Origin of the sequence: Acinetobacter sp. IRS14 (assembly GCF_034650275.1) — a bacterium.
Lineage (GTDB): Bacteria > Pseudomonadota > Gammaproteobacteria > Pseudomonadales > Moraxellaceae > Acinetobacter > Acinetobacter oleivorans.
Genome location: NZ_JAOVFN010000005.1, coordinates 59,841 through 79,327 on the forward strand (window position 1 = coordinate 59,841; position 19,487 = coordinate 79,327).

Here is a 19,487-nt window from a genome sequence, read left to right on the forward strand (position 1 = left end):
TTGATGCTTAAAAAAACTCTCTTAAGCCACTACTAAAGTGGTTTAAGAGAGTTTTAGTTTTAAAGTATTAAGAAGAACAGCTGACAGCTACGTCTGGTACGTCACTTGGTAACGGACCTAAATCTTGTGGCTGTTCGAGTTCTGGTTGTCTTGTATATGGCTGATCAAGCAGCTTAAACAAACGGTCTACTTCGCTAAAATCATCTCGTTCTGCCGCTTCAATAGCACGCTGAGCCATATGATTACGTAAAATATAAATCGGATTTGCTTGGTGCATGTTTGCATCAAGTGCAGAAGTATCTTGATGTTCACGAATACTTTGATATTGGCTAAGAAACTCATCAAACTGACGAATATCAAGGCAATCATCTCGTAGAGTTTTATATTCTTTATTTTGAAGTCGAATAAAGCTCTGAGTGTAATCGAGTTGTTCAGTTTGTAAGATTTTTAAAAAACTAAAACTACAATCAAGACTGTCTTTATGAAAATGGGGAAGTCCCATTTTTTGACATAAACCAGTTGTGTAATGTTCAATAAAAGTCGGTTCAAATTGTTCTAAGCAACGCGCTAACTCTTCTTTGAACTGATCCTTTTGTTCAGGTTCAGCAAGTGGAATCAAGTTGTTTAACCACGTCCATAAATTCCAATGGCCTATGCTTGGCTGATTTTGATAAGTATAACGACCTTGGTAATCTGAGTGGTTATTGATCCAGTTCGGACGGAAGCGTTCCATAAAACCATATGGACCAAAATCGAGTGTTGAACCAGTAATATTTAAGTTATCGGTATTCATTACGCCATGAGCAAACCCAACCAATTGCCATTTCGCAATCATGATTGCAGTACGCTCAATTACTTTTTTTGCAAAAGATAAAATAGGATTTTCAGTTTCTAGACACTCAGGGTAATGCCATTCAATACATTTTTGAGTGAATTCTGACAGTAACTCTGGAGCGTATTGATTAATCCATTCAAAATGTCCTAAACGGATATGACATTCAGATGTTCTGAGTAGCATTGCGCCTAACTCTAGTTTTTCGCGCTGTACCCCTTGAGTAGAGGTCGTAAAACCTACCGCGTGACTAGAAGCGACGCCTAAAGCATTTAAAGCATGCCCAGCTAAATATTCGCGGACAACGGAACGCAGCACTGCACGTCCATCTCCCATTCTTGAATAAGGGGTAGGGCCTGCACCTTTGAGATGTAGGTCGATGGTTTGACCCTTTGTATTGAGTATTTGTGCAATCAGTAAGCCACGACCATCACCGAGTTGTCCTGCCCATTGTCCAAATTGGTGGCCAGCGTAGACCATCGCCAGAGAAGGGAATTCAGAGAAAGTACGCTGTCCGCTACAGATTTCAACCCATGCATTTTTTTCGTCTTCTGACCATTGCAGTTCATCTGCCAAAGCGGCATTGAAATGGCCTGCTTTTGCACCACGCAAAGGAGATGGCTGTTGAACATGGAATAATTTAGAAGGAAGTGAAGGGTAGAGCGGATTAAATTGCATGGGCTTGGCAAAATAGAGAGAGCGGATTTCACTATACCATAGTTAAAAAGCAGGCATAAAAATAGCTCCCGAAAGAGCTATTTTTGATCAGAATTTATTTTAGTCTGACACCACGTTGGTATTCTTTTTAACACTACGCATAAGTGTTTCTAAGCATTCACGGTGATGACTTAAACGGTGTTCAAGCAACTGAAAATCAACTTTAAGCTTGTGATCCATTCTATGAATCTTTTCAGCCATTGCTGCTTTTTTCGCTTGTAACTCTTGTTCTTTAAGTTTTGCCCAATCATTTAAAGTATGGGTAAATGCTTCGTATTCTTGTGCAATACGTTGTTTCATTTGACTAATGTCAGCATTTACATCATGACCATAGATAGCAAGATCTTGCTCGGCATATTTAAACTTCATCGCCAGTTCTGCTTTTTTAATATTAAAGCTTGGAATGCGACGTAAATTTTTAGCTAAACCAAGTTTAGAACAAGACCAAATCAACCATTTTGTTGGGTCATATTGCCACCATTTCACACCGTTACGATAATCGTATTGGAAGATATGGTGATAGTTGTGGTAACCCTCGCCCCAAGTGGCGATAGCTAACCAGAAATTATCACGTGCCGAGTTTTCGTCTGTATAAGGACGTTTACCGAACATATGACAAAGTGAGTTAATAAAGAAAGTCACTTGATGGCTAATGATTAAGCGTAAGAGACCACCTATGAGGACTACACCCCATAAATCGCCAGTTGCCCAACCAATTAAACCTAAAATTCCAACATGAACTGCAACTACAAGTAAACCATAGTATTTATGCTGGAACATAACCAATTTATCATTGAGCAAGTCAGGTGCATTTTTAAAGTCTGGCTCAGATGGCGAATGATCGCGGATCATCCAACCCATATGGGCATACCAAAAACCACGCTCAATTGAATATGGATCTTCATCGACATGATCAACATGTCTGTGGTGAGTACGGTGACCAGATGCCCAGAACAAAATACTATTTTGTACGGCAAAAGTTCCACCGATCATTAAAAGAATTTTAAGCGGTAACGACGCTTCGTAAGCTCGGTGAGCCCACAGGCGGTGATAACCAGCAGTAATCCCCATACTACTTAGAGCTAAAAGAAAAAATAAGCTTACCCATGCGCTTACACTAAAATCATAATAATACGCGTAAATCGGGATTATGATTGCGGCAAGAATTGGTAAACCAATTAAGGTAATGCTAGCGGTCCAGTTAATTGGGGCTTTGAGTGGGGCGGAAGTCATATCCGGCAGCGCTCCTAGAATCCTTGTCAGACAAGGTACAAAGACAAAACGACATAGCAAAACCAATCATCAAGATATATTGCTATTCTATCCTTCATATTAGCACGTGCTTAGTGAGAATCACTAGCATTATTGTACAGATGTATTGAAAGAACGGTAACAGAATTAAACTATGTCACAGAGTTTTTCAAGTAGGAGAAGTTGTTTAATGAACGTACAACGATTGAAAAAAAAGAACAGCATTGATATTGCAAGGAAATTATCATTGAAGTGTGTCTTGGTCACAATCAGTCTTGTATTAGCCGCATGTCAAAGTGCACCCGATCAAAATACAAAAAAAGTTCAAACAAAAAAAACAGTTCATCATGTTCAATCGCCTGTTGTAAAAAAGAGAGTGAGTGCTGATGGCATTCAAGATATTGATTGGCAGATTACTCAGATCAGTGGCCATAAGGCAAAATTCTTTACACAGTGGCCAACTCTCTCTTTAAATTCTGCTATAAAAACAGTATCAGGCCATACTGGATGTAACGCAGTTTTTGGTCGTTATACATTTGATTTTAGTCAGCAAAAACTTGACATGCAGGTAAATGCAGGACATTTAAGCTGTGATGGTGCTTTGGCCCAAGAGGCAGAACTGGTGGATGCTTTGCAACGTATTCAACGCTTCCAGCTCGTAGGTAATACGCTATATCTGCTTGATCAGAGTGGACAACGCCTTATTCAGGCACAAAAGAAATAAAAGGTGGTTTTACCACCTTTTTTATATTTATAGAGCTTGTAACATCGTGGTTGGAATATCTGTAATTAGCCCTTGCACATCTAAATCCCTAAGTCTTTTTGCTCTTTCTACATCATTCACTGTCCAGACACTAATATTTAAGTCGGCCTGCTGTGAAAGCTGAATCATTTCATCTGTTGCGAGTTGATCGTGCCAACCAATATGACAGCAACCATATTGATGAGCGAGTTCAATTGCTGTTGCTCCAACTGGAAGCTCGACTAACAATCCCCGTTTGAATTGAGAGTTTATATCGCGTAGGGCAGTTAAAATTTGAAGATCAAAACTTGTGATGGTGACGACTTTCTCAAAACCTTGTAATTCAGTCTCAAGTTTTTGAACAATTTTTTCTGCTAAAACCATATCTCTTACAGCTTTCACTTCCACTTCAATATGATCGAAATTATCAAGTAAATTTAAAGCGCCTGTGAGCGTTGGTGTTGGCTCTGAACTTGGCCAGTCAGGCCAGTTTTGACGATTATCAAATGTTAACGCTTGAGCCAAAGTGGATTGTTCAACAATTTGGTCGACTCCAGCTGTACGTAAAAAATTATCATCATGGATCACGACCAACTCTTCGTCTTGAAGTTGACGAATATCAAATTCGACACCACGAATACCTAAATTTTTTATGTGCTGAAACCCACCTAGTGTATTTTCAGGAGCTTCTCGGCGTGCACCACGATGACCAATAATGCGCATAATTTTCTTCTATGAAATATTTTGACTATGGTCTCTTTGAAAAGAGCAGAGACCATGTTTAATTTAAGCTATTTTTAAATAATCTCATTAATATTTTTTTGCCAAAGCACTTCTTGTCCACCTTCAGCACGTTGTAAAGCACGAGATGCAACAAACAACCAGTCAGACAGGCGGTTTAAAAGCTGGAGCGCCGTGGTTTGAATGTTTTGATCACGTGTTTGTACCGACAGTAGAGATCGTTCTGCGCGGCGACAAACGGCACGGGCTTGATGGGCATAACTGCAAGTTAAAGAGCCTGATGGCAGAATAAACTCTTTAAGCATTGGTAAGTCTTCATTCATACGGTCAATTTCTTTTTCAAGAAAGTCAATACAAACGGGCTCAAGTAAATTGTAGTTTGGAATGCAAACTTCTCCACCTAAATCAAAAAGCCAATGCTGAACAAGGCTGAGACTTTTATCCCAATCCGCTTTGTTGGTCATTTGACTAGCTGTGATTTGAGCACGAAGTACCCCAATAATGGCATTGAGTTCATCGACATCACCAAGTGCTGCAATTCGTAAATCATCTTTAGCAACACGAGAGCCATCGCCTAAACCTGTTGTGCCTGAGTCGCCTGTGCGTGTATAGATTTTGCTTAAACGGTGTCCCATGATGGATATCCTGAACATAAAAAAGGGGATAATGTCGGTCAGAACATTACCCCGAAACTGGAGTTAAGAAAATATTTTTATAATAAAGTTTTGCTTAGTAGCTTAAGGTCACACCAGCTGACGCAAGGCGGCCACTGGCAATATAGTATGAACCAACCTCTGTATTCCATGCTGTCTTATATTTCGTATCATATAAGTTTTGAATATTAGTAAAGATTTTGACATTTGGGTTCATTTGCCAATAAGCGTTAAAATCAAGAGTAGTATAGCCTGGAACATCTTGTGTATCTTTTGCTTTGCCTTTTGCAACAAAAGCTGTGTTGAAGCCATATATACCATTATCCCAGCCAACATTCATGTTGAAGTTTTGACGTGGGCGATTTGGTGCATCCTGATCAGTTTCATCATTTTTAGGTTGAACATAAGCATATTCGGCATTAATAAACCAATTATCTAATGACCACTTTAAACCTAACTCAGCACCAGTTAAGGTTGCTTTATCAATATTATAAAATACGAAATTTGTTGCGGCAGAAGATACCATCAAGTTATCAACTTTAGTTTGATAAACCGAACCATATATGTTGAACCCATGGTTTAGTTTTTGATCAAATCCAAGTTCATATGACACACTTTCTTCAGGTTTTAAATCTGGGTTTCCACCCCACCAAGCTGGTTCTGTAATAATTTGTCCTACAACTGGTGCACGAAAAGCTGTGCCAATATTTGCATATACACTAGTTGTTGGGGTGACAAGAAGACGCCCAGCAAGTTGTCCAACAGTATGTGTACCAAATTGATCATTATCTTCTACACGAATACCTGCTTGGGTATTAATACCATCATGTTGATATTGGTGTTGCAGATAATAGCCAGTCGTCTTATTAGAATTATCAAATCCTGTATCGCCACTATAAGCAACTACTTTCTCAGCAGTTGTTTTATTATGTTCTACACCAAACAAAATATTTTGGCTTGGTGTAAATTGCCATTTAATATTTGAATCTACCTCTTGCTGCTTTGTATTTACAATAGAGGGGTAAGCTGCTTTTATTAAATTATATTGGTCTTCAAACTGAGAAAGACGTGTGTTCCAAATAATATTGTTAGTTAAATTAAGACGAGCGTTAACATTATATAAGCGGTTAATAAAATCATAGGCTTGCGGCGCACCATAAGAAAAAAAGTCACCAGTACCTTTATTTTCTTTGATTTCAGCGGATAAACCATATTGCTCTTTATCAACACCAACTTTAGCGGAATAACCTTTTTGATCAAAACCAGCTTTGCGGTTGTCATTACTAATGACTTGATCACCATCTGTTTCAAAACGTTGGCCACGAATTTGAGCATAATAACCATCTTGGGCTAAATCTATACCTAAAATAGATTTATAAGTATTTTTCTCACCAGCTTCGATAGTCGTAAAGATTTTATTTTGTGTAGGGGTTTTTGAAATTAATTGAATTACACCACCAATAGCATCAGTACCGTATTGAACTGATGCAGGGCCTCGTAATATTTCAATTTGTTTAATATCGCTTGTATCAAATAAGTGAATATTTTGACCTGCTACAGTTGCAGTATTTGAACGCATACCATCTTGTAAAAGTAGAGTATGTCCAGCACTTGCTCCTCGGATAAATATAGAGGCTGTTTGGCCATAACCACCTGTTTGATGAATGGTTAACCCAGCTTCTTTTCTTAATAGGGAAGGCAAATCTGCAATTGGATTCTTCTCAATCGTTTTTTCATCAATCACTGAAATCCGCGCCGGAACTTCACTCGCTTTTTCAGCACTTTTTGAAGCAGTCACTACAATTGGATCAAGCTGAGTTGCGTTGGTTGTATCTTCAGCAAAAATAACAGGTGAAAACCCCATCGCAATAGCGATAGCCCCTACCAGACGAGTAGGTTGAAAAGTCTTAGACATAACATGCTCCATACATTCACCCCACGTGAATGATCGGGTAGATAGATGAAACAAGTAGGTCTCCGGACTTCAGCGCCATATTCATGTTATGGACATATTCACCTTCCCACATGACTGCAGTGGTGTAAGTCGATATCGACTTAAAAAATATGCTTTACATTGTTACCGTTGCGGGGGCAGTGCCGGACTTTCACCAGCTTCCCTAAAGCATTAATTGCTTACACTTGCTTCCAATTTTACGCAGTATAAAGTGGCGATTTATTTCATACAATGTCATTTGGAGCAATTCCCAGAGAACTTTTACGCAAGGGACAAAAATTGCATTACAATGGCGCTTATTTTAAGAAATGGTTGTAGTTTAGGCAGATCATGAGCCCATCAAACCAAAAACGTACACGCGCAAAAATCTGTGGAATTACTCGCATTCAAGATGTTCAGGCAGTTGTTGCTGCTGGAGCAGATGCGATAGGTTTTGTTTTTTTTCCGCCAAGTCCAAGACATGTGACAGTTGCAGCGGTTCAAGAATTTACAAAAGTAATTCCGCCTTATGTACAAATGGTTGGTTTGTTTGTGAATGCAAGTGCCACTGAAATTCAGGATGTACTTGATTGTGTTCCCCTAGATGTATTACAACTACATGGCGATGAAACTCCAGAACAATGTCAGGAAATAGCTCGCCATTGTAAGCGTCGCTGGTATAAAGCGATTCAGGTTAAACCTGATTTAGATGTAATTGCTGAAATTCAAAAATATCAGGCGGCTGGTGCCAGTGCTGTATTGCTCGATGCGTGGCATCCTGAGCTTAAAGGGGGCACAGGACATCAGTTTGACTGGTCTAAATTCCCAAAACTTGATATTCCTTTAATCTTGGCAGGTGGTTTAACCCCTGACAATGTCATTGACGCTATTCATACTACCGGTGCTTTTGCAGTAGATGTGAGCGGAGGCGTAGAATCCGCAAAAGGTATAAAAGACCAACAACTCATTGAACGATTTATGCAAGGAGTCCAACGTGGATCAGCAAAACAATGTGATTGACTATACACAGTACCCAGATGCTGCAGGGCATTTTGGTATCCATGGCGGACGTTTTGTGTCAGAAACTTTAATGGCGGCATTAGAAGATTTAGAAAATCTCTATTCCCGCATGAAAAATGATGAACAGTTTCTGGCAGAATTCGACCGCGATCTCGCCTACTATGTAGGTCGTCCTAGTCCACTTTATTATGCTGAGCGATGGTCAAAAGAGTTAGGTGGTGCGCAAATTTATCTTAAACGTGAAGACTTGAACCATACAGGCTCACATAAGGTAAATAACACGATTGGTCAGGCGTTATTGGCAAAGCTTTCTGGTAAAAAACGTATTATTGCCGAGACGGGCGCTGGGCAACATGGCGTAGCAACAGCAACGATTGCAGCACGTTTAGGTCTTGAATGTGTTGTTTATATGGGGGCTGAAGACGTTAAGCGCCAAGCCATGAACGTTTATCGTATGCGTTTATTGGGAGCGACTGTTGTACCTGTACAAAGTGGTTCTAAAACGCTGAAAGATGCCATGAACGAAGCGATGCGTGACTGGGTAACCAACGTTGATACGACGTACTATGTAATTGGTACAGTTGCTGGCCCACATCCATACCCTCAACTCGTTCGTGACTTCCAGTCGATTATTGGCCGTGAAGCACGCAAACAGATCTTGGAGCAAGCAGGTCGCTTACCAGATGCATTGGTTGCATGCGTGGGTGGCGGTTCAAATGCAATGGGCTTGTTCTATCCATTCTTAAACGACGCCAATGTAAAAATGTATGGTGTTGAAGCAGCTGGTTTTGGTATTGAAACTGGTAAACACTCTGCGCCGTTAAATGCAGGCCATGTGGGCGTATTGCACGGTAACCGTACTTACTTGATGAGTGATGAACAAGGTCAGATTATTGAGACACATAGTATCTCAGCTGGTCTTGACTATCCGGGTGTTGGTCCTGAACATAGCTTCTTGAAAGATATGAAGCGCGTAGAATACGTACCGATTAATGATACAGAAGCTTTACAAGGTTTCCGTGATTTAACCAAAATCGAAGGGATTATTCCTGCACTCGAAAGCTCTCATGCGATGGCATACGTTTCTAAGCTTGCACCAACCATGTCTAAAGATCAGATTATTATTGCGACTGTTTCAGGTCGTGGCGATAAAGATTTAATGACAGTTGCACGCATTGATGGCGTAGAAATGGTCGAGATGTAAGAGGATACAATGCCAAGTTTGTTTATGGTGATGTTAGGCGGGCGTCATGCACGTGCTAATACAGAAGTTCATGATGTAGTCATGGCTGTAGGAGATACTTTGGAAGAAGTTTATCCTCAACTTAAACAGGCTTGGTTTGGTGAGGCTCAAGGATTACATATTGATGCTTGGGCCAAGCTTTCTGGTGTTAGCTCTCAAGGGCAAAATTATCAAATTCATTTTACAGATGCAGCACCCAAACCAGATGATTTAAAATTATATTTAATTAATCTGGGTGGATATAATGCTCGTGAATTCGGTGAACTTCACCGTTATGAGTTTGTAGTTGCACCAAATGCTGTTGTTGCAAAACAATTAGGTAAACAGTTTATAGATCAAGAGTGGCAAAAAGCACACACAGATCGAGTCATTGATATTGATGACTGCTTAGCGATAGATTGTGTAGCAGGGCGCTATATTCATTTAATAAAAGGCGATTTTGCTGCAACAATTTGGGAAAATACGTATTTGACCGTGGTATAGGTCATTTGAAATCTAATATTCATATGGAAGTGGGTAAATGGATTTAATTCAAGAAAATGGACAGCCTCGTTACGGGCGTTTTGAATCTGTACCGTCAACCATTCACGTACAACATTATATTTATAAAACCCCTTATGGTAAGGTCTTAAAGGGCTGGCGTAAGCAATTAAAATATAAAAAATTTAAATTCTGCGGCATTCAGCATAAACACTATAGTATTGGTCTGGCAATTGCAGATATCGGCTGGGTCGGGCATGGCTTTTTCTATATTTATGACCATGAAACAGGGCAGGTCATCGAGTGGAATGCCATTCAGCCTTTAGGTCATAAAACCTATCTTGATGAACAACCCTTATTTAATCAAAGTTATTTTTCTAAATCGCCTTATCAGTTTGATATCCAGCATGCGAATGGCGTGCGGTACATTCGAGTGACTAAATATGGTGAGATTCAACTCAGTGCTCGTATTTTTTGTGCTGGGACCGATATATTAAGCTTGTGTACACCGACAGGTATCAATGGTTGGACCTATACCCAAAAGCAGACCACGCTGGGTGTAGAAGGGATGTTTATTAATAAACAAAACCAAGTCGTCCAATTTGATGAAAAGACATTTGCATCTTTAGATGATACCTGTGGTTTTTTGCGACCTGAAACGGCTTGGTTCTGGCTTTCATGTAATTTCTGGGATGAGCAAGGGCGGCGTATTGGTTTAAATTTAGCTTCAGGGGTTAATGAAAGCTTTGGTAATGAAAATTGCTTATGGATTAACGGAGTTTTATTTCCACTGACTGATGTTTTATTTGAAAAAGTAAATGATGAACTTTGGCAAATTAGTTCTCTAGATCAAAAACTTAATCTACAGGTCCATATTGGTTGGTGCCGATACGAAAATATTAATTTAAGAATGATTGGAAGCCAGTTCAATCAGTGGCAAGCTAAAATTAGCGGCACGATTGAGAATGAGGCAACCGATATAATCAATTGCAACGAACAATACGGTTTACTAGAACAACATTATGCGAAATGGTAACAAGCAGGTTATAAACCTGCTTGCCAGAATGCCTCACCAGCCGCAATCGGATCATTCGTTTTTTCGAGTGTTTCAATCCAGACTGGATATTGACGAATGACCGGATGCTGACTTGGATGAAAATCGTTTTTAAACCAATCTAAATATTGGCTTTTCATAGCAGTTAATGTGCCATTTTTGCCGAAGAACCAAGGTAAGCCTTTAAGGCTCATTAAGAGTCTTTCTCTAGAACTAAAACCATCACATTTCAACATGATGTTGGTGCGATAGAGCGTAAAACCAAACATGAGTACTGTTGTAAGAACCAATACAAATCGACGAGTCGACTCAGGAACTTCACCTACTTGTTTCATGACATCAAAAGCAACATCACGATGCTCCATTTCTTCAATGGCATGCCAAGCAAACAACGCTCGGACATACGGGTGAGCATTTTCCAAAGTTTTTCTATTGCTATAAAACGTTTCTGCCATTAATGCAGTTAAATGTTCAGCTGCTGCCGTCATTGCAATATTGTATTGCGGTGAGCGTTTGGTGAGTTCAAAACGAAAAATTCTTTTTAATGTAGCTGTGAATTGGTCAACAGGCATACCTTGTTCTTTCATGAGCTGATTCATTTTGTCATGAGCAATACCGTGTTGAGCTTCTTGTTTAATAAAGTCCACAACTCGTTTTTGTAGTTCGGGATCTTCAATTTTGTCACGGAACATACGAACGCATTCGATGAAATAACGCTCCCCATCAGGAAAGGTTAAGCTGAGTGCATCAAACATACGAGTCAAAAAAGGATCATTATTAAACCAAAAGCGAGGCGCTTCGTTTAAGTGAAAATCTAGATCTTTACGAACCACTGGCTCGACTTGATAAGAAACATGTGCGTTCATATTTTATTTCTCGCATCTAACTTGTTTATTAGTATGTCGCGGCTGGTCGGCTTTGTTTTGACAGTTATTGCCAATTTTTATACAGTTTGCGACAAGATGGCAGTAAAAAAAGGATGAGCCATGCAGGATTTTACGATTTCAAATGGGTATTTTTACCTTTGGAATACTTACTTAAAAGAAAGGGAAATGGACTGGCAGGCATTAAATCTGACGGATGTTCAGGCCCGACAAGTTCAAAATATTTTAGCTTCGTCTATTGATGCTCAATCATCTTTAAATTTTTTTCTTGAGCTTTTAGAGCTAACCGAATCTCAGCTACAAGTTTCCAATTTAGCCTTGGAAATGGCCACTTGCATTACACCTGCCAATTTTGGAGTGTTGGGCTACATGGCATCCCGAAGTGGCAGTTTTGCCGAGGTTCTTGAATATATTATGAAGTTTCATCGTCTGGTGATTGACGGTGAACAAGTGGTGCCTATGCAAATTGAGCAAGATGCTTCAAAAATTCGTTTGTATTGGCCGTTGGTTGATGACAGCAATATCATACTTTGTGAATTGACTTTGGCTGCGATGGTACAGCTTGCTAAACAGATAGCCCCACTACATGATTTTCTCTTGCAACAAGTTGAGTTCGTGCACCGTGCACGTGGTCCGTTAGTGCACTATCAGCGTTTCTTTCAATGCAAATTATCATTTGAAAAACCTTACTATGCATTAACTTTTGCAAGTGAGGGACTAAGTATTCGTCCTCAGCATGCAGACCCAACCTTAATGCAACTTTTAGTGAAACAGGCAGAAGAAGCATTAGCTCAGCGTAAAATACATACAGATTTAGCTCAGCAAATACATTGGATCGTCCATGAATATTTTAAGCAAAGGCAGCAGGCCCCTAAAATAGAAGATATTGCCATCGAGTTGAATATTTCAGTACGAAGCTTGCAGCGCCAGCTACAGTCATTAAACACTTCATTTAAATTAATTTTAGATGCAGAACGTATGAGACGCTGTGAGATATTACTTAACCAAAATGCCAGCCTCACTTTAATTGCTGAACAATTGGGATATTCGGACCAGTCAGCACTTGCACGTGCCCATAAAAATTTGACAGGACAAACCCTATTAGCAAGAAAAAGACAATTACAGCTAACAAATAAAAATGCAATAAAATAGCCTTTCTGTGGCGATTTTCTATTCAGATGACGATCTAATAATGGCTCGAAAATAGGAAGCTTTGATCATTGAGAAAAGTTTCAAAATATTGATAAATGTACGCCATGGGTTGTATGAATCATACAATCGAATATCGCCATAACGTTAGACCTGTTCAATGGACAAAAAATAGCGTTAAAATGCGATGTTCTTGTATTTCTACAAACAACTCCTCAATTTTAAATAATTCAAGGAAAGCACAACCCTATGTCACGTCTTGCCACCCGTTTTGAAAAGCTTAAGTCCCAACAACGTAAAGCGCTTGTATCTTATGTCATGGCGGGTGATCCACAACCGCAAGTAACAGTTCCGTTACTGCATAAAATGGTTGCGGCAGGAGTAGATGTCATTGAGCTTGGTTTACCATTTTCAGATCCAATGGCAGATGGTCCAGTAATTGCGCTTGCAGCTGAACGTGCGCTTGCGGCAGGGACTAACACATTAGATGCTCTTAATATGGTAAAGGAGTTCCGTGAACAGGATCAGGATACACCTGTTGTTTTAATGGGGTATCTAAATCCGGTTGAAGTGATTGGTTACGAGAAGTTTGTTTCTCATGCGAAAGAGTGTGGTGTAGATGGCTTATTACTGGTGGATTTACCGCCAGAAGAGTCAAAAGAGTTTGGGGCTGTGTTGAAGCAACATGACATGGATCAAATCTTCTTGCTCGCACCAACTTCTACAGACCAACGCATTCAACATGTGGCAAATCAGGCAAGTGGATTTATCTACTATGTTTCACTTAAGGGTGTAACGGGAGCCGCAACACTAGATACGGCAGAAGCTGCTGCACGTATTCAAAAAATCAAAAATGCCACTGATATTCCAGTAGGTGTTGGTTTTGGTATTAGTGATGCTGCTTCAGCAAAAGCAATGGGTAGCGTTGCTGATGCTGTGATTGTAGGTAGTGCTTTCGTTAAAAATTTTGCAACGTTGGCAGCGGATGACGCTGTTGAACAGACGGTGAATAAAGTCAAGGAGCTTCGAGCAGCGCTCGATGAGTTAGTATGAATCAAGAAGTGAAATCAGGGAAAGTTCTTAGCCCTTCGACACCATGGACAAAACGTCCGGTTCCAGGTATTGAAGTCGCAAATGAGCAACAAATTCTCAAAGCAACATTTACTGAGCCAACGATTGAATGCCCTGAATGTCATGCTCTAGTGACACGTACAGCAATCTCTTTCAATGCGTATGTTTGTCCGCAGTGTGATGAACACTTACGTATGAAAGCTCGTGATCGTTTGAACTGGTTCTTCGACAATGTAGTAGCAGAATTAGGGCAAGAATTTAGCGCGAAAGATCCGTTAAAGTTTGTCGACACTAAGCCATATCCAGATCGTATGCGTGAAGCGCAAACCAAAACTGGTGAAACGGAAGCCTTAATTGCCATGCAAGGTAATTTAAATGGCGTAGATATGATTGCATGTGCTTTTGAGTTCGACTTTATGGGCGGCTCTATGGGTACAGTTGTAGGCGACCGTTTTGTTCAGGCTGCTGAACTTGCTATTGAAAAACGTCAACCATTGATCTGTTTCGCAGCTTCTGGTGGTGCACGTATGCAAGAAGGTATGCTGTCTCTTATGCAAATGGCACGTACTTCAGCGGCGATTCAAAAGTTAAAAGATGCAGGTTTACCTTATATCGTGGTGTTAACACATCCTGTATATGGCGGTGTAACAGCTTCTTTAGCAATGTTGGGTGATATTCATATTGCTGAACCTAAAGCGATGATTGGCTTTGCTGGTAAACGTGTAATTGAGCAGACTGTACGTGAAACTCTAGAAGAACCGTTTCAACGTGCTGAATATTTGCTTGATCATGGTGTAATCGATCAGATTGTTCATCGTCACGCTTTACGTGATACTGTATCTCGACTTGTATCGAAATTGATGAACTTACCTTGAACCAACAAGCTCCACTTTCAATAGACTCTTTAGATACATGGCTCAATTATTGGAGCCATGTTCACGTTACAGGGATAGATCTTGGTCTGGAACGTGTAATTCCTGTTGCAGAAAAGCTGGGTGTAACTCAGCCTACTGCTAAAGTTTTTACAGTAGCCGGAACGAATGGTAAAGGCTCAACTACAACCACACTGGCCGCGATATTAAACGCACAGGGTTATAAAGTTGGGTTATATCAGTCACCGCATATCTATCGCTTTAATGAGCGAGTCAAATTAGGTGGAGTTGAAGTCGATGATCAAAGTCTGATTGATGCTTTTGTTCAAGTCGATCAGGCTCGTCGCGATTGTGATTTAAGCTTATCTTTTTTTGAAGCAACCACTTTGGCTGCTTTTGTCATTTTTAAACAACAACAATGTGATGTATGGGTGCTCGAAGTTGGTTTGGGTGGACGCTTAGATGTCGTCAATGTAATTGATCCCGACGTTGCAGTTATTACTAATATTGGCCTAGATCATACTGACTGGTTGGGCGATACTATCGAAAAAATTGCTTTTGAAAAAGCAGGCATTATTCGTCCACAAATTCCGGTTGTCTTTGCCGGTGAACAAATTCTACCTCAAGCAATCCAAGATAAAGCAGAAAATACGCAAGCAGACTTATATACCGTTAATCGTGATTATTTTTATAAACTCGCCGATGATGGGCAAAACTGGTACTTTGCCTCAGAAGGAACTACTTTAAAGCTTCCTTTAGGTCATTTAGCCATTGAAAATATTGCGGGAGCGGTTGCAGCTATTTTAAACAGCGGACTTGAAATTTCTCAGTCAGCATTAGAAAAAGGTATTCAATCTGCACGTTTAGCTGGACGTTTTGAGCAGCGTCAAGTGGAGGGTAAAACGGTAATTTTTGATGCCGGACACAATCCACATGGTGTTGAATTTTTGTTAAAGCAATTGCGAAATTTCTTAGAATACAATAAACAGTACACAGAAGTTGTCGCAGTATTTTCAATGCTGGCAGATAAAGATATAAAATCAGTAGTCGATTTATTGAAACCTACTGTTTTACATTGGAAAATTGCTGAGTTGAATGTGCCGCGTGCTGCACCGATTCAGCAACTTAATGATGCCTTGCAAGGCCAGACAGTACAACAATATGGCAATATCAAAGAGGCTTTTAAATCAGCGCTTGAGCAAACAAATAACAATCAGCTGATTTTGGCCTGTGGTTCGTTTCATACTTTAGAAGCGATTTGGGAGTATTTGGAAGAATGTCAATGAATAACAAACAACGCTGGATGGGTGGTGTTGTTTTACTGGGAGGTGGTGTTTTATTGGCAGCATTACTTCTAAAAGGAAATGAGGAAATAAAACAGGTTGAAGTTCAGCCACCGGCATCCACATCACCAAAAACTCAAACTAAGCCAAAGCAAGCAACCGAAGGACAAATGGTACAACTACAGCCTTTAGCGGTTGATGTTGAAACAGAAAAACGTTTGTTAGAAGAACAGCGCCGTTCGCGTGAAAAAGCGGTTGCTGAGCAAGAAGCACGTGCAGCTGAGTTTTTAGCAATGCAACAGCAAGCTGAAGCTGATGCTGCTCGTAAAGCCGCAGCAGAATACGCTGCGATTAATGCCCGTCGTACAGCTGCTCAAGAAAGTTCAGATAATATTCCACCAGAGTTAGTGGGTGAGGCGAAAGCTAAAAACCAGCAAACTAATGTGGCAAATAAAACAACTGATACTTCAAAAATAGATGCAGACAAAAAAGCAGCTGAAGCAAAACGCCAAGCGGAAGCTGATAAGAAAGCAGCTGAAGCAAAACGTCAGGCAGAAGCCGATAAGAAAGCAACTGAAGCGAAACACAAAGCAGAAGCTGATAAGAAAACATCAGAGGCTAAGCGTAAAGCAGAAGCTGATAAAAAAGCTGAGGCTGAAAAAGCGCGTGAATTGCTGGAAAATGGTGATAAAAAGTGGATGGTGCAAGTTGCATTGGCTGCTAACCAAGCAAATGCAGATGCAGTTGTTTCTAAATTACGAGCTAAAGGCTACAAGGTAACTACGAGCCAAACTAGCAAGGGAATCCGTATCATGGTAGGTCCTGCGAAAGACCGTGATACAGCAGATGCCGCCCGTAAGAAAATTACTTCTGATTCAAGTTTAAATATGAAATCGGCTTGGGTCATTGATTGGGTGCCATTAGATCAGCGTTAATCTGATCTAAGGTTTACTTAAGATGTAGTTAAGATGGATTCGACAGTTGCTGTTGAATCCATTTTACATTTTCAGGGGTGAATAAACGGTCAATATTTTTCCAGATAATATGGTAGCCATAACCACCTTCCTTCATTTCTTTAACCGCATCATCAATTGCCCAATTTTCAAAAATAATGCGATACATCGCAACGCTGGCGCCTGTACGGTCTGAACCATGGTAGCAGTGCAATAAAACACGTTGATTACTCTGTTTAGCAATTTTGATTTGCTGCATAACCTCTAATAGATCTTGGCGGTTAATTGCCCATGTGTTGATAGGAATATGCACAAGATTAAAATTTTCATTTTTAAAAACTAAAGTATCTGCGTCTTTGGCCCTTAAATTAATAATTGTTCCAATTTGATGATTCTTTAATTCTGAAATCATTGCAGCACTAGGTTGTTCACTGCGAAAAACATCATTACTAATTTGATAAAAGTTATGGCTCTGAGAGACTAAAGTGCCCCAGTCTTTTGGTCGTTGCTCATGAGCAATACTTTCATGCTGCATACATCCTTGTAAATTTATACAGATGAGAAGTGTAATGAGCGATAATTTTTTCATGTTTGATACCGATTAAGCTCATAAGGATCATGAGCACAAATTATTTCAATCGTTGGCTCATGTTGAGCTAAATGCTGTAAGCGTTTGAGATTAATAAGGCGTTGCTCATTATCTTCTGCAAATGTTTTTTCCAGCACACTGAGTGATCTTAATTTATTTTTAGGGTTTAACTCTAGATGTGAGTAGTAAGCATCTCCACAAAATAATAACCATTGATTTTGTTGCTTTATGGCAATACCACAATGACCAGCTGAATGCCCCAATAGAGGTACCATTAAAATTTCATCTTGAAACAGAGGAAAGCCTTTTACCTTTTCGAGGTTGAACCATGCTTCACCTTGCTGGTATTCAACAAAGTTCCAGTAGCGATGATCTTTATATTGATTGGTTCTATAGCGAAGTTTGCCCTTAAAATTTGGAAGTTGGGCTGCGTTATATTCTGCAGCTAAAACATGCACAGTGGCATGTGGAAAATCTGAAATTCCACCTGCATGATCAAAATCAAGGTGAGTGACAAAGATGTGTTGTACATCCTTTGGATTAAACCCGAGCTTTTGAATTTGCTGAATAGCACTAAACTCAAGGTTAGGCTCAATTTTACCTAAACGTTTAACTAATGGGCCTAGGCGTTGTTTCATATGTAAATAATCTTGCAAGCCAAAGCCTGTATCAATAAGCACTAAGCCTCGATCAGTTTCAACCAGAAGGCAATGGCAGACGACTTCAGCCCGAAAGCCTTTTTGTCCAAAGAGTGGGGCACAAACTGGGCACATGCTGCCACACTTTAAATGATGAATTTTATAGATCATGATTTTTATTTTTTATACCGAATCGCTTCGAGTTATAACTGATCTGAGCAGTAAAAACCATGTGTATTCAATACATAAATAAAAAAGCCATCACGTTGGATGGCTTTTTAAGGGTGAAAAATTTACTTATTTTGCTTACGATTTACTACGTGGTTGGCTTATTTAAAATCTTTTGATGCTTGCCTACGCGCTTCGCTTGTCTTGCAAGGAACCTTTCAGAGACTTGCCTACGTGCTTCGCTTGTCTTGCAAGCAATAAAACCTTTAGTCGGTTTTATTGCTTTCAGGCTGTGGTGTTAGGCGTAAATAAGGTTTAACCGCTGTGTAACCTTTAGGGAAGCGTTGTTTAATTTCTTCTTCATCTTTAAGTGATGGCACAATAACGACATCTTCACCTTGCTGCCAGTTCGCAGGTGTAGCGACTTTATGCTTGTCAGTTAATTGTAATGAATCCACAACGCGTAAGACTTCATTAAAATTTCGGCCCGTCGAAGCAGGGTAGGTAATGATTAAGCGAACTTTTTTATTCGGATCAATAATCACTAATGAGCGCACTGTCAGAGTTTCGCTGGCATTAGGGTGAATGAAGCCATAAAGCTCAGATACTTTACGGTCTTTATCTGCAATGATTGGAAAGTTTACAGTTGTGTTTTGTGTTTCATTAATATCGTTAATCCAGCCCTTATGAGACTCTACATCGTCTACTGACAAAGCAATCGCTTTAACATTACGCTTCGTAAATTCATCTTTTAATTTTGCTGTGTAACCTAACTCTGTTGTACATACTGGCGTATAGTCGGCTGGATGTGAAAATAAGATTCCCCAACTATCCCCTAAAAAATCATAAAAATTAATTGGGCCTTCGCTCGATTCTTGTTGAAAATCGGGGGCAGTGTCTCCTAATCGTAGTGTCATGATATTTCCTCAATTGCTCATAATTTGTTATTCGATTGAATGAATATGCAGCATTTACTTTATGATTAAAATTATTGTTTTTATATTTTATTATGAAATTTTTATATAAGTGTAAATATATATGACTAAAACTCATTATTTTAAGTGCTTAATCAATGTAACTTTAAGGTAAATTTGCTAAATTAGATTTCTCGGAAGTTATGCTTAATAGATGAGCGTTAATGGTGCGTTTTAGGCGCCAAATACATTAAGGGGGACTAGATGAATGAAATACCATTCATCTAACTATCAGATTTT

The 19,487-nt window shown here is 39.7% G+C and carries 19 protein-coding genes and 1 riboswitch; of the genes, 10 read left to right on the top strand and 9 right to left on the bottom strand.

From position 1 onward, the window contains the following. Positions 1-67 precede the first annotated feature (67 nt). Positions 68-1,510 (bottom strand): protein adenylyltransferase SelO, encoded by a 1,443-nt coding sequence (locus ODQ17_RS06655; RefSeq protein WP_322902562.1) that lies wholly within the window; start codon positions 1,508-1,510, stop codon positions 68-70. 99 nt (positions 1,511-1,609) lie between these two features. After that, positions 1,610-2,782, bottom strand: coding sequence for an acyl-CoA desaturase (locus tag ODQ17_RS06660; protein WP_004789144.1), 1,173 nt, complete (start codon positions 2,780-2,782; stop codon positions 1,610-1,612). Between the two features lie 208 nt (positions 2,783-2,990). Here ODQ17_RS06660 and ODQ17_RS06665 point away from each other — a divergent pair, with 208 nt between their 5' ends. Beyond that, positions 2,991-3,524 (top strand): META domain-containing protein, encoded by a 534-nt coding sequence (locus ODQ17_RS06665; RefSeq protein WP_174739945.1) that lies wholly within the window; start codon positions 2,991-2,993, stop codon positions 3,522-3,524. A gap of 27 nt (positions 3,525-3,551) precedes the next feature. On the opposite strand, the gene ODQ17_RS06670 is transcribed toward ODQ17_RS06665, so the two are convergent. The 3 genes from ODQ17_RS06670 to ODQ17_RS06680 form a co-directional block, all read right to left on the bottom strand. Continuing rightward, a complete protein-coding gene (locus tag ODQ17_RS06670) occupies positions 3,552-4,265 on the bottom strand; it encodes a glycerophosphodiester phosphodiesterase (protein ID WP_322902565.1) in 714 nt (237 codons plus the stop codon). 74 nt (positions 4,266-4,339) lie between these two features. After that, the gene (locus tag ODQ17_RS06675; protein WP_322902567.1) at positions 4,340-4,918 is read right to left on the bottom strand and encodes a cob(I)yrinic acid a,c-diamide adenosyltransferase; all 579 of its coding nucleotides are present in this window, start codon (positions 4,916-4,918) and stop codon (positions 4,340-4,342) included. A gap of 94 nt (positions 4,919-5,012) precedes the next feature. Next, positions 5,013-6,863, bottom strand: a complete 1,851-nt coding sequence (locus ODQ17_RS06680; RefSeq protein ID WP_322902569.1) for a TonB-dependent receptor plug domain-containing protein — start codon at positions 6,861-6,863, stop codon at positions 5,013-5,015. A gap of 24 nt (positions 6,864-6,887) precedes the next feature. Further along, a riboswitch (cobalamin riboswitch) is annotated at positions 6,888-7,094 on the bottom strand. Positions 7,095-7,220: 126 nt separating this feature from the next. On the opposite strand from ODQ17_RS06680, the gene ODQ17_RS06685 reads away from it, so the two are divergent. The 4 genes from ODQ17_RS06685 to ODQ17_RS06700 are packed head-to-tail and all read left to right on the top strand — an operon-like array spanning position 7,221 to position 10,648. Further along, a complete protein-coding gene (locus tag ODQ17_RS06685; protein ID WP_005309638.1) occupies positions 7,221-7,889 on the top strand; it encodes a phosphoribosylanthranilate isomerase in 669 nt (222 codons plus the stop codon). Continuing rightward, on the top strand, positions 7,864-9,093 hold the full coding sequence (gene trpB / locus ODQ17_RS06690) for a tryptophan synthase subunit beta (protein WP_002116129.1): 1,230 nt from the start codon (positions 7,864-7,866) through the stop codon (positions 9,091-9,093). Before ODQ17_RS06685 ends, trpB begins: the two co-directional genes overlap by 26 nt. 9 nt (positions 9,094-9,102) lie before the next feature. After that, on the top strand, positions 9,103-9,615 hold the full coding sequence (locus ODQ17_RS06695; protein WP_174765877.1) for a DUF1543 domain-containing protein: 513 nt from the start codon (positions 9,103-9,105) through the stop codon (positions 9,613-9,615). Between the two features lie 37 nt (positions 9,616-9,652). Further along, positions 9,653-10,648 carry a DUF2804 domain-containing protein gene (locus tag ODQ17_RS06700; RefSeq protein WP_322902573.1) on the top strand — a complete coding sequence of 332 codons (996 nt, stop codon included), beginning with the start codon at positions 9,653-9,655 and terminating at the stop codon, positions 10,646-10,648. A gap of 8 nt (positions 10,649-10,656) precedes the next feature. Here ODQ17_RS06700 and ODQ17_RS06705 read toward each other — a convergent pair whose 3' ends face one another. Then, positions 10,657-11,532 carry a metal-dependent hydrolase gene (locus tag ODQ17_RS06705; RefSeq protein WP_322902575.1) on the bottom strand — a complete coding sequence of 292 codons (876 nt, stop codon included), beginning with the start codon at positions 11,530-11,532 and terminating at the stop codon, positions 10,657-10,659. A gap of 120 nt (positions 11,533-11,652) precedes the next feature. Here ODQ17_RS06705 and ODQ17_RS06710 point away from each other — a divergent pair, with 120 nt between their 5' ends. From ODQ17_RS06710 to ODQ17_RS06730, 5 genes are all read left to right on the top strand, one after another. After that, positions 11,653-12,702, top strand: coding sequence for an AraC family transcriptional regulator (locus ODQ17_RS06710; protein ID WP_013196865.1), 1,050 nt, complete (start codon positions 11,653-11,655; stop codon positions 12,700-12,702). 246 nt (positions 12,703-12,948) lie between these two features. Next, a complete protein-coding gene (trpA, locus tag ODQ17_RS06715) occupies positions 12,949-13,752 on the top strand; it encodes a tryptophan synthase subunit alpha (protein ID WP_049838105.1) in 804 nt (267 codons plus the stop codon). After that, a complete protein-coding gene (gene accD / locus ODQ17_RS06720) occupies positions 13,749-14,645 on the top strand; it encodes an acetyl-CoA carboxylase, carboxyltransferase subunit beta (protein WP_005309656.1) in 897 nt (298 codons plus the stop codon). Before trpA ends, accD begins: the two co-directional genes overlap by 4 nt. Then, on the top strand, positions 14,642-15,928 hold the full coding sequence (gene folC / locus ODQ17_RS06725; protein ID WP_322902581.1) for a bifunctional tetrahydrofolate synthase/dihydrofolate synthase: 1,287 nt from the start codon (positions 14,642-14,644) through the stop codon (positions 15,926-15,928). The genes accD and folC overlap by 4 nt, the downstream gene beginning before the upstream one ends. Further along, positions 15,919-16,860 carry an SPOR domain-containing protein gene (locus ODQ17_RS06730; protein ID WP_262771863.1) on the top strand — a complete coding sequence of 314 codons (942 nt, stop codon included), beginning with the start codon at positions 15,919-15,921 and terminating at the stop codon, positions 16,858-16,860. The genes folC and ODQ17_RS06730 overlap by 10 nt, the downstream gene beginning before the upstream one ends. Before the next feature lie 28 nt (positions 16,861-16,888). On the opposite strand, the gene ODQ17_RS06735 is transcribed toward ODQ17_RS06730, so the two are convergent. The 3 genes from ODQ17_RS06735 to ODQ17_RS06745 all read right to left on the bottom strand — a co-directional run bounded on the left by ODQ17_RS06735 (position 16,889) and on the right by ODQ17_RS06745 (position 19,190). Continuing rightward, positions 16,889-17,467: a dual specificity protein phosphatase family protein gene (locus ODQ17_RS06735; protein WP_013196869.1), complete on the bottom strand. Its 579-nt coding sequence runs from the start codon at positions 17,465-17,467 to the stop codon at positions 16,889-16,891. After that, the gene (locus ODQ17_RS06740; RefSeq protein ID WP_322902586.1) at positions 17,464-18,276 is read right to left on the bottom strand and encodes an MBL fold metallo-hydrolase; all 813 of its coding nucleotides are present in this window, start codon (positions 18,274-18,276) and stop codon (positions 17,464-17,466) included. The genes ODQ17_RS06735 and ODQ17_RS06740 overlap by 4 nt, the downstream gene beginning before the upstream one ends. A 263-nt stretch (positions 18,277-18,539) precedes the next feature. Continuing rightward, positions 18,540-19,190, bottom strand: coding sequence for a peroxiredoxin (locus ODQ17_RS06745; RefSeq protein WP_005309671.1), 651 nt, complete (start codon positions 19,188-19,190; stop codon positions 18,540-18,542). Between the last annotated feature and the right edge of the window lie 297 nt (positions 19,191-19,487).

What these genes read in the sequence shown, in the direction of transcription:
- ODQ17_RS06685 (WP_005309638.1), top strand. Translation starts at nt 7,221, where the DNA reads ATGAGCCCATCAAACCAAAAACGTACACGCGCAAAAATCTGTGGAATT.
- ODQ17_RS06675 (WP_322902567.1), bottom strand. Translation starts at nt 4,918, where the DNA reads ATGGGACACCGTTTAAGCAAAATCTATACACGCACAGGCGACTCAGGC.
- ODQ17_RS06705 (WP_322902575.1), bottom strand. Translation starts at nt 11,532, where the DNA reads ATGAACGCACATGTTTCTTATCAAGTCGAGCCAGTGGTTCGTAAAGAT.
- ODQ17_RS06710 (WP_013196865.1), top strand. Translation starts at nt 11,653, where the DNA reads ATGCAGGATTTTACGATTTCAAATGGGTATTTTTACCTTTGGAATACT.
- ODQ17_RS06665 (WP_174739945.1), top strand. Translation starts at nt 2,991, where the DNA reads ATGAACGTACAACGATTGAAAAAAAAGAACAGCATTGATATTGCAAGG.
- ODQ17_RS06740 (WP_322902586.1), bottom strand. Translation starts at nt 18,276, where the DNA reads ATGATCTATAAAATTCATCATTTAAAGTGTGGCAGCATGTGCCCAGTT.
- ODQ17_RS06680 (WP_322902569.1), bottom strand. Translation starts at nt 6,863, where the DNA reads ATGGAGCATGTTATGTCTAAGACTTTTCAACCTACTCGTCTGGTAGGG.
- ODQ17_RS06660 (WP_004789144.1), bottom strand. Translation starts at nt 2,782, where the DNA reads ATGACTTCCGCCCCACTCAAAGCCCCAATTAACTGGACCGCTAGCATT.
- accD (WP_005309656.1), top strand. Translation starts at nt 13,749, where the DNA reads ATGAATCAAGAAGTGAAATCAGGGAAAGTTCTTAGCCCTTCGACACCA.
- ODQ17_RS06655 (WP_322902562.1), bottom strand. Translation starts at nt 1,510, where the DNA reads ATGCAATTTAATCCGCTCTACCCTTCACTTCCTTCTAAATTATTCCAT.
- ODQ17_RS06735 (WP_013196869.1), bottom strand. Translation starts at nt 17,467, where the DNA reads ATGAAAAAATTATCGCTCATTACACTTCTCATCTGTATAAATTTACAA.
- ODQ17_RS06745 (WP_005309671.1), bottom strand. Translation starts at nt 19,190, where the DNA reads ATGACACTACGATTAGGAGACACTGCCCCCGATTTTCAACAAGAATCG.
- ODQ17_RS06730 (WP_262771863.1), top strand. Translation starts at nt 15,919, where the DNA reads ATGTCAATGAATAACAAACAACGCTGGATGGGTGGTGTTGTTTTACTG.
- ODQ17_RS06670 (WP_322902565.1), bottom strand. Translation starts at nt 4,265, where the DNA reads ATGCGCATTATTGGTCATCGTGGTGCACGCCGAGAAGCTCCTGAAAAT.
- trpA (WP_049838105.1), top strand. Translation starts at nt 12,949, where the DNA reads ATGTCACGTCTTGCCACCCGTTTTGAAAAGCTTAAGTCCCAACAACGT.
- ODQ17_RS06695 (WP_174765877.1), top strand. Translation starts at nt 9,103, where the DNA reads ATGCCAAGTTTGTTTATGGTGATGTTAGGCGGGCGTCATGCACGTGCT.
- ODQ17_RS06700 (WP_322902573.1), top strand. Translation starts at nt 9,653, where the DNA reads ATGGATTTAATTCAAGAAAATGGACAGCCTCGTTACGGGCGTTTTGAA.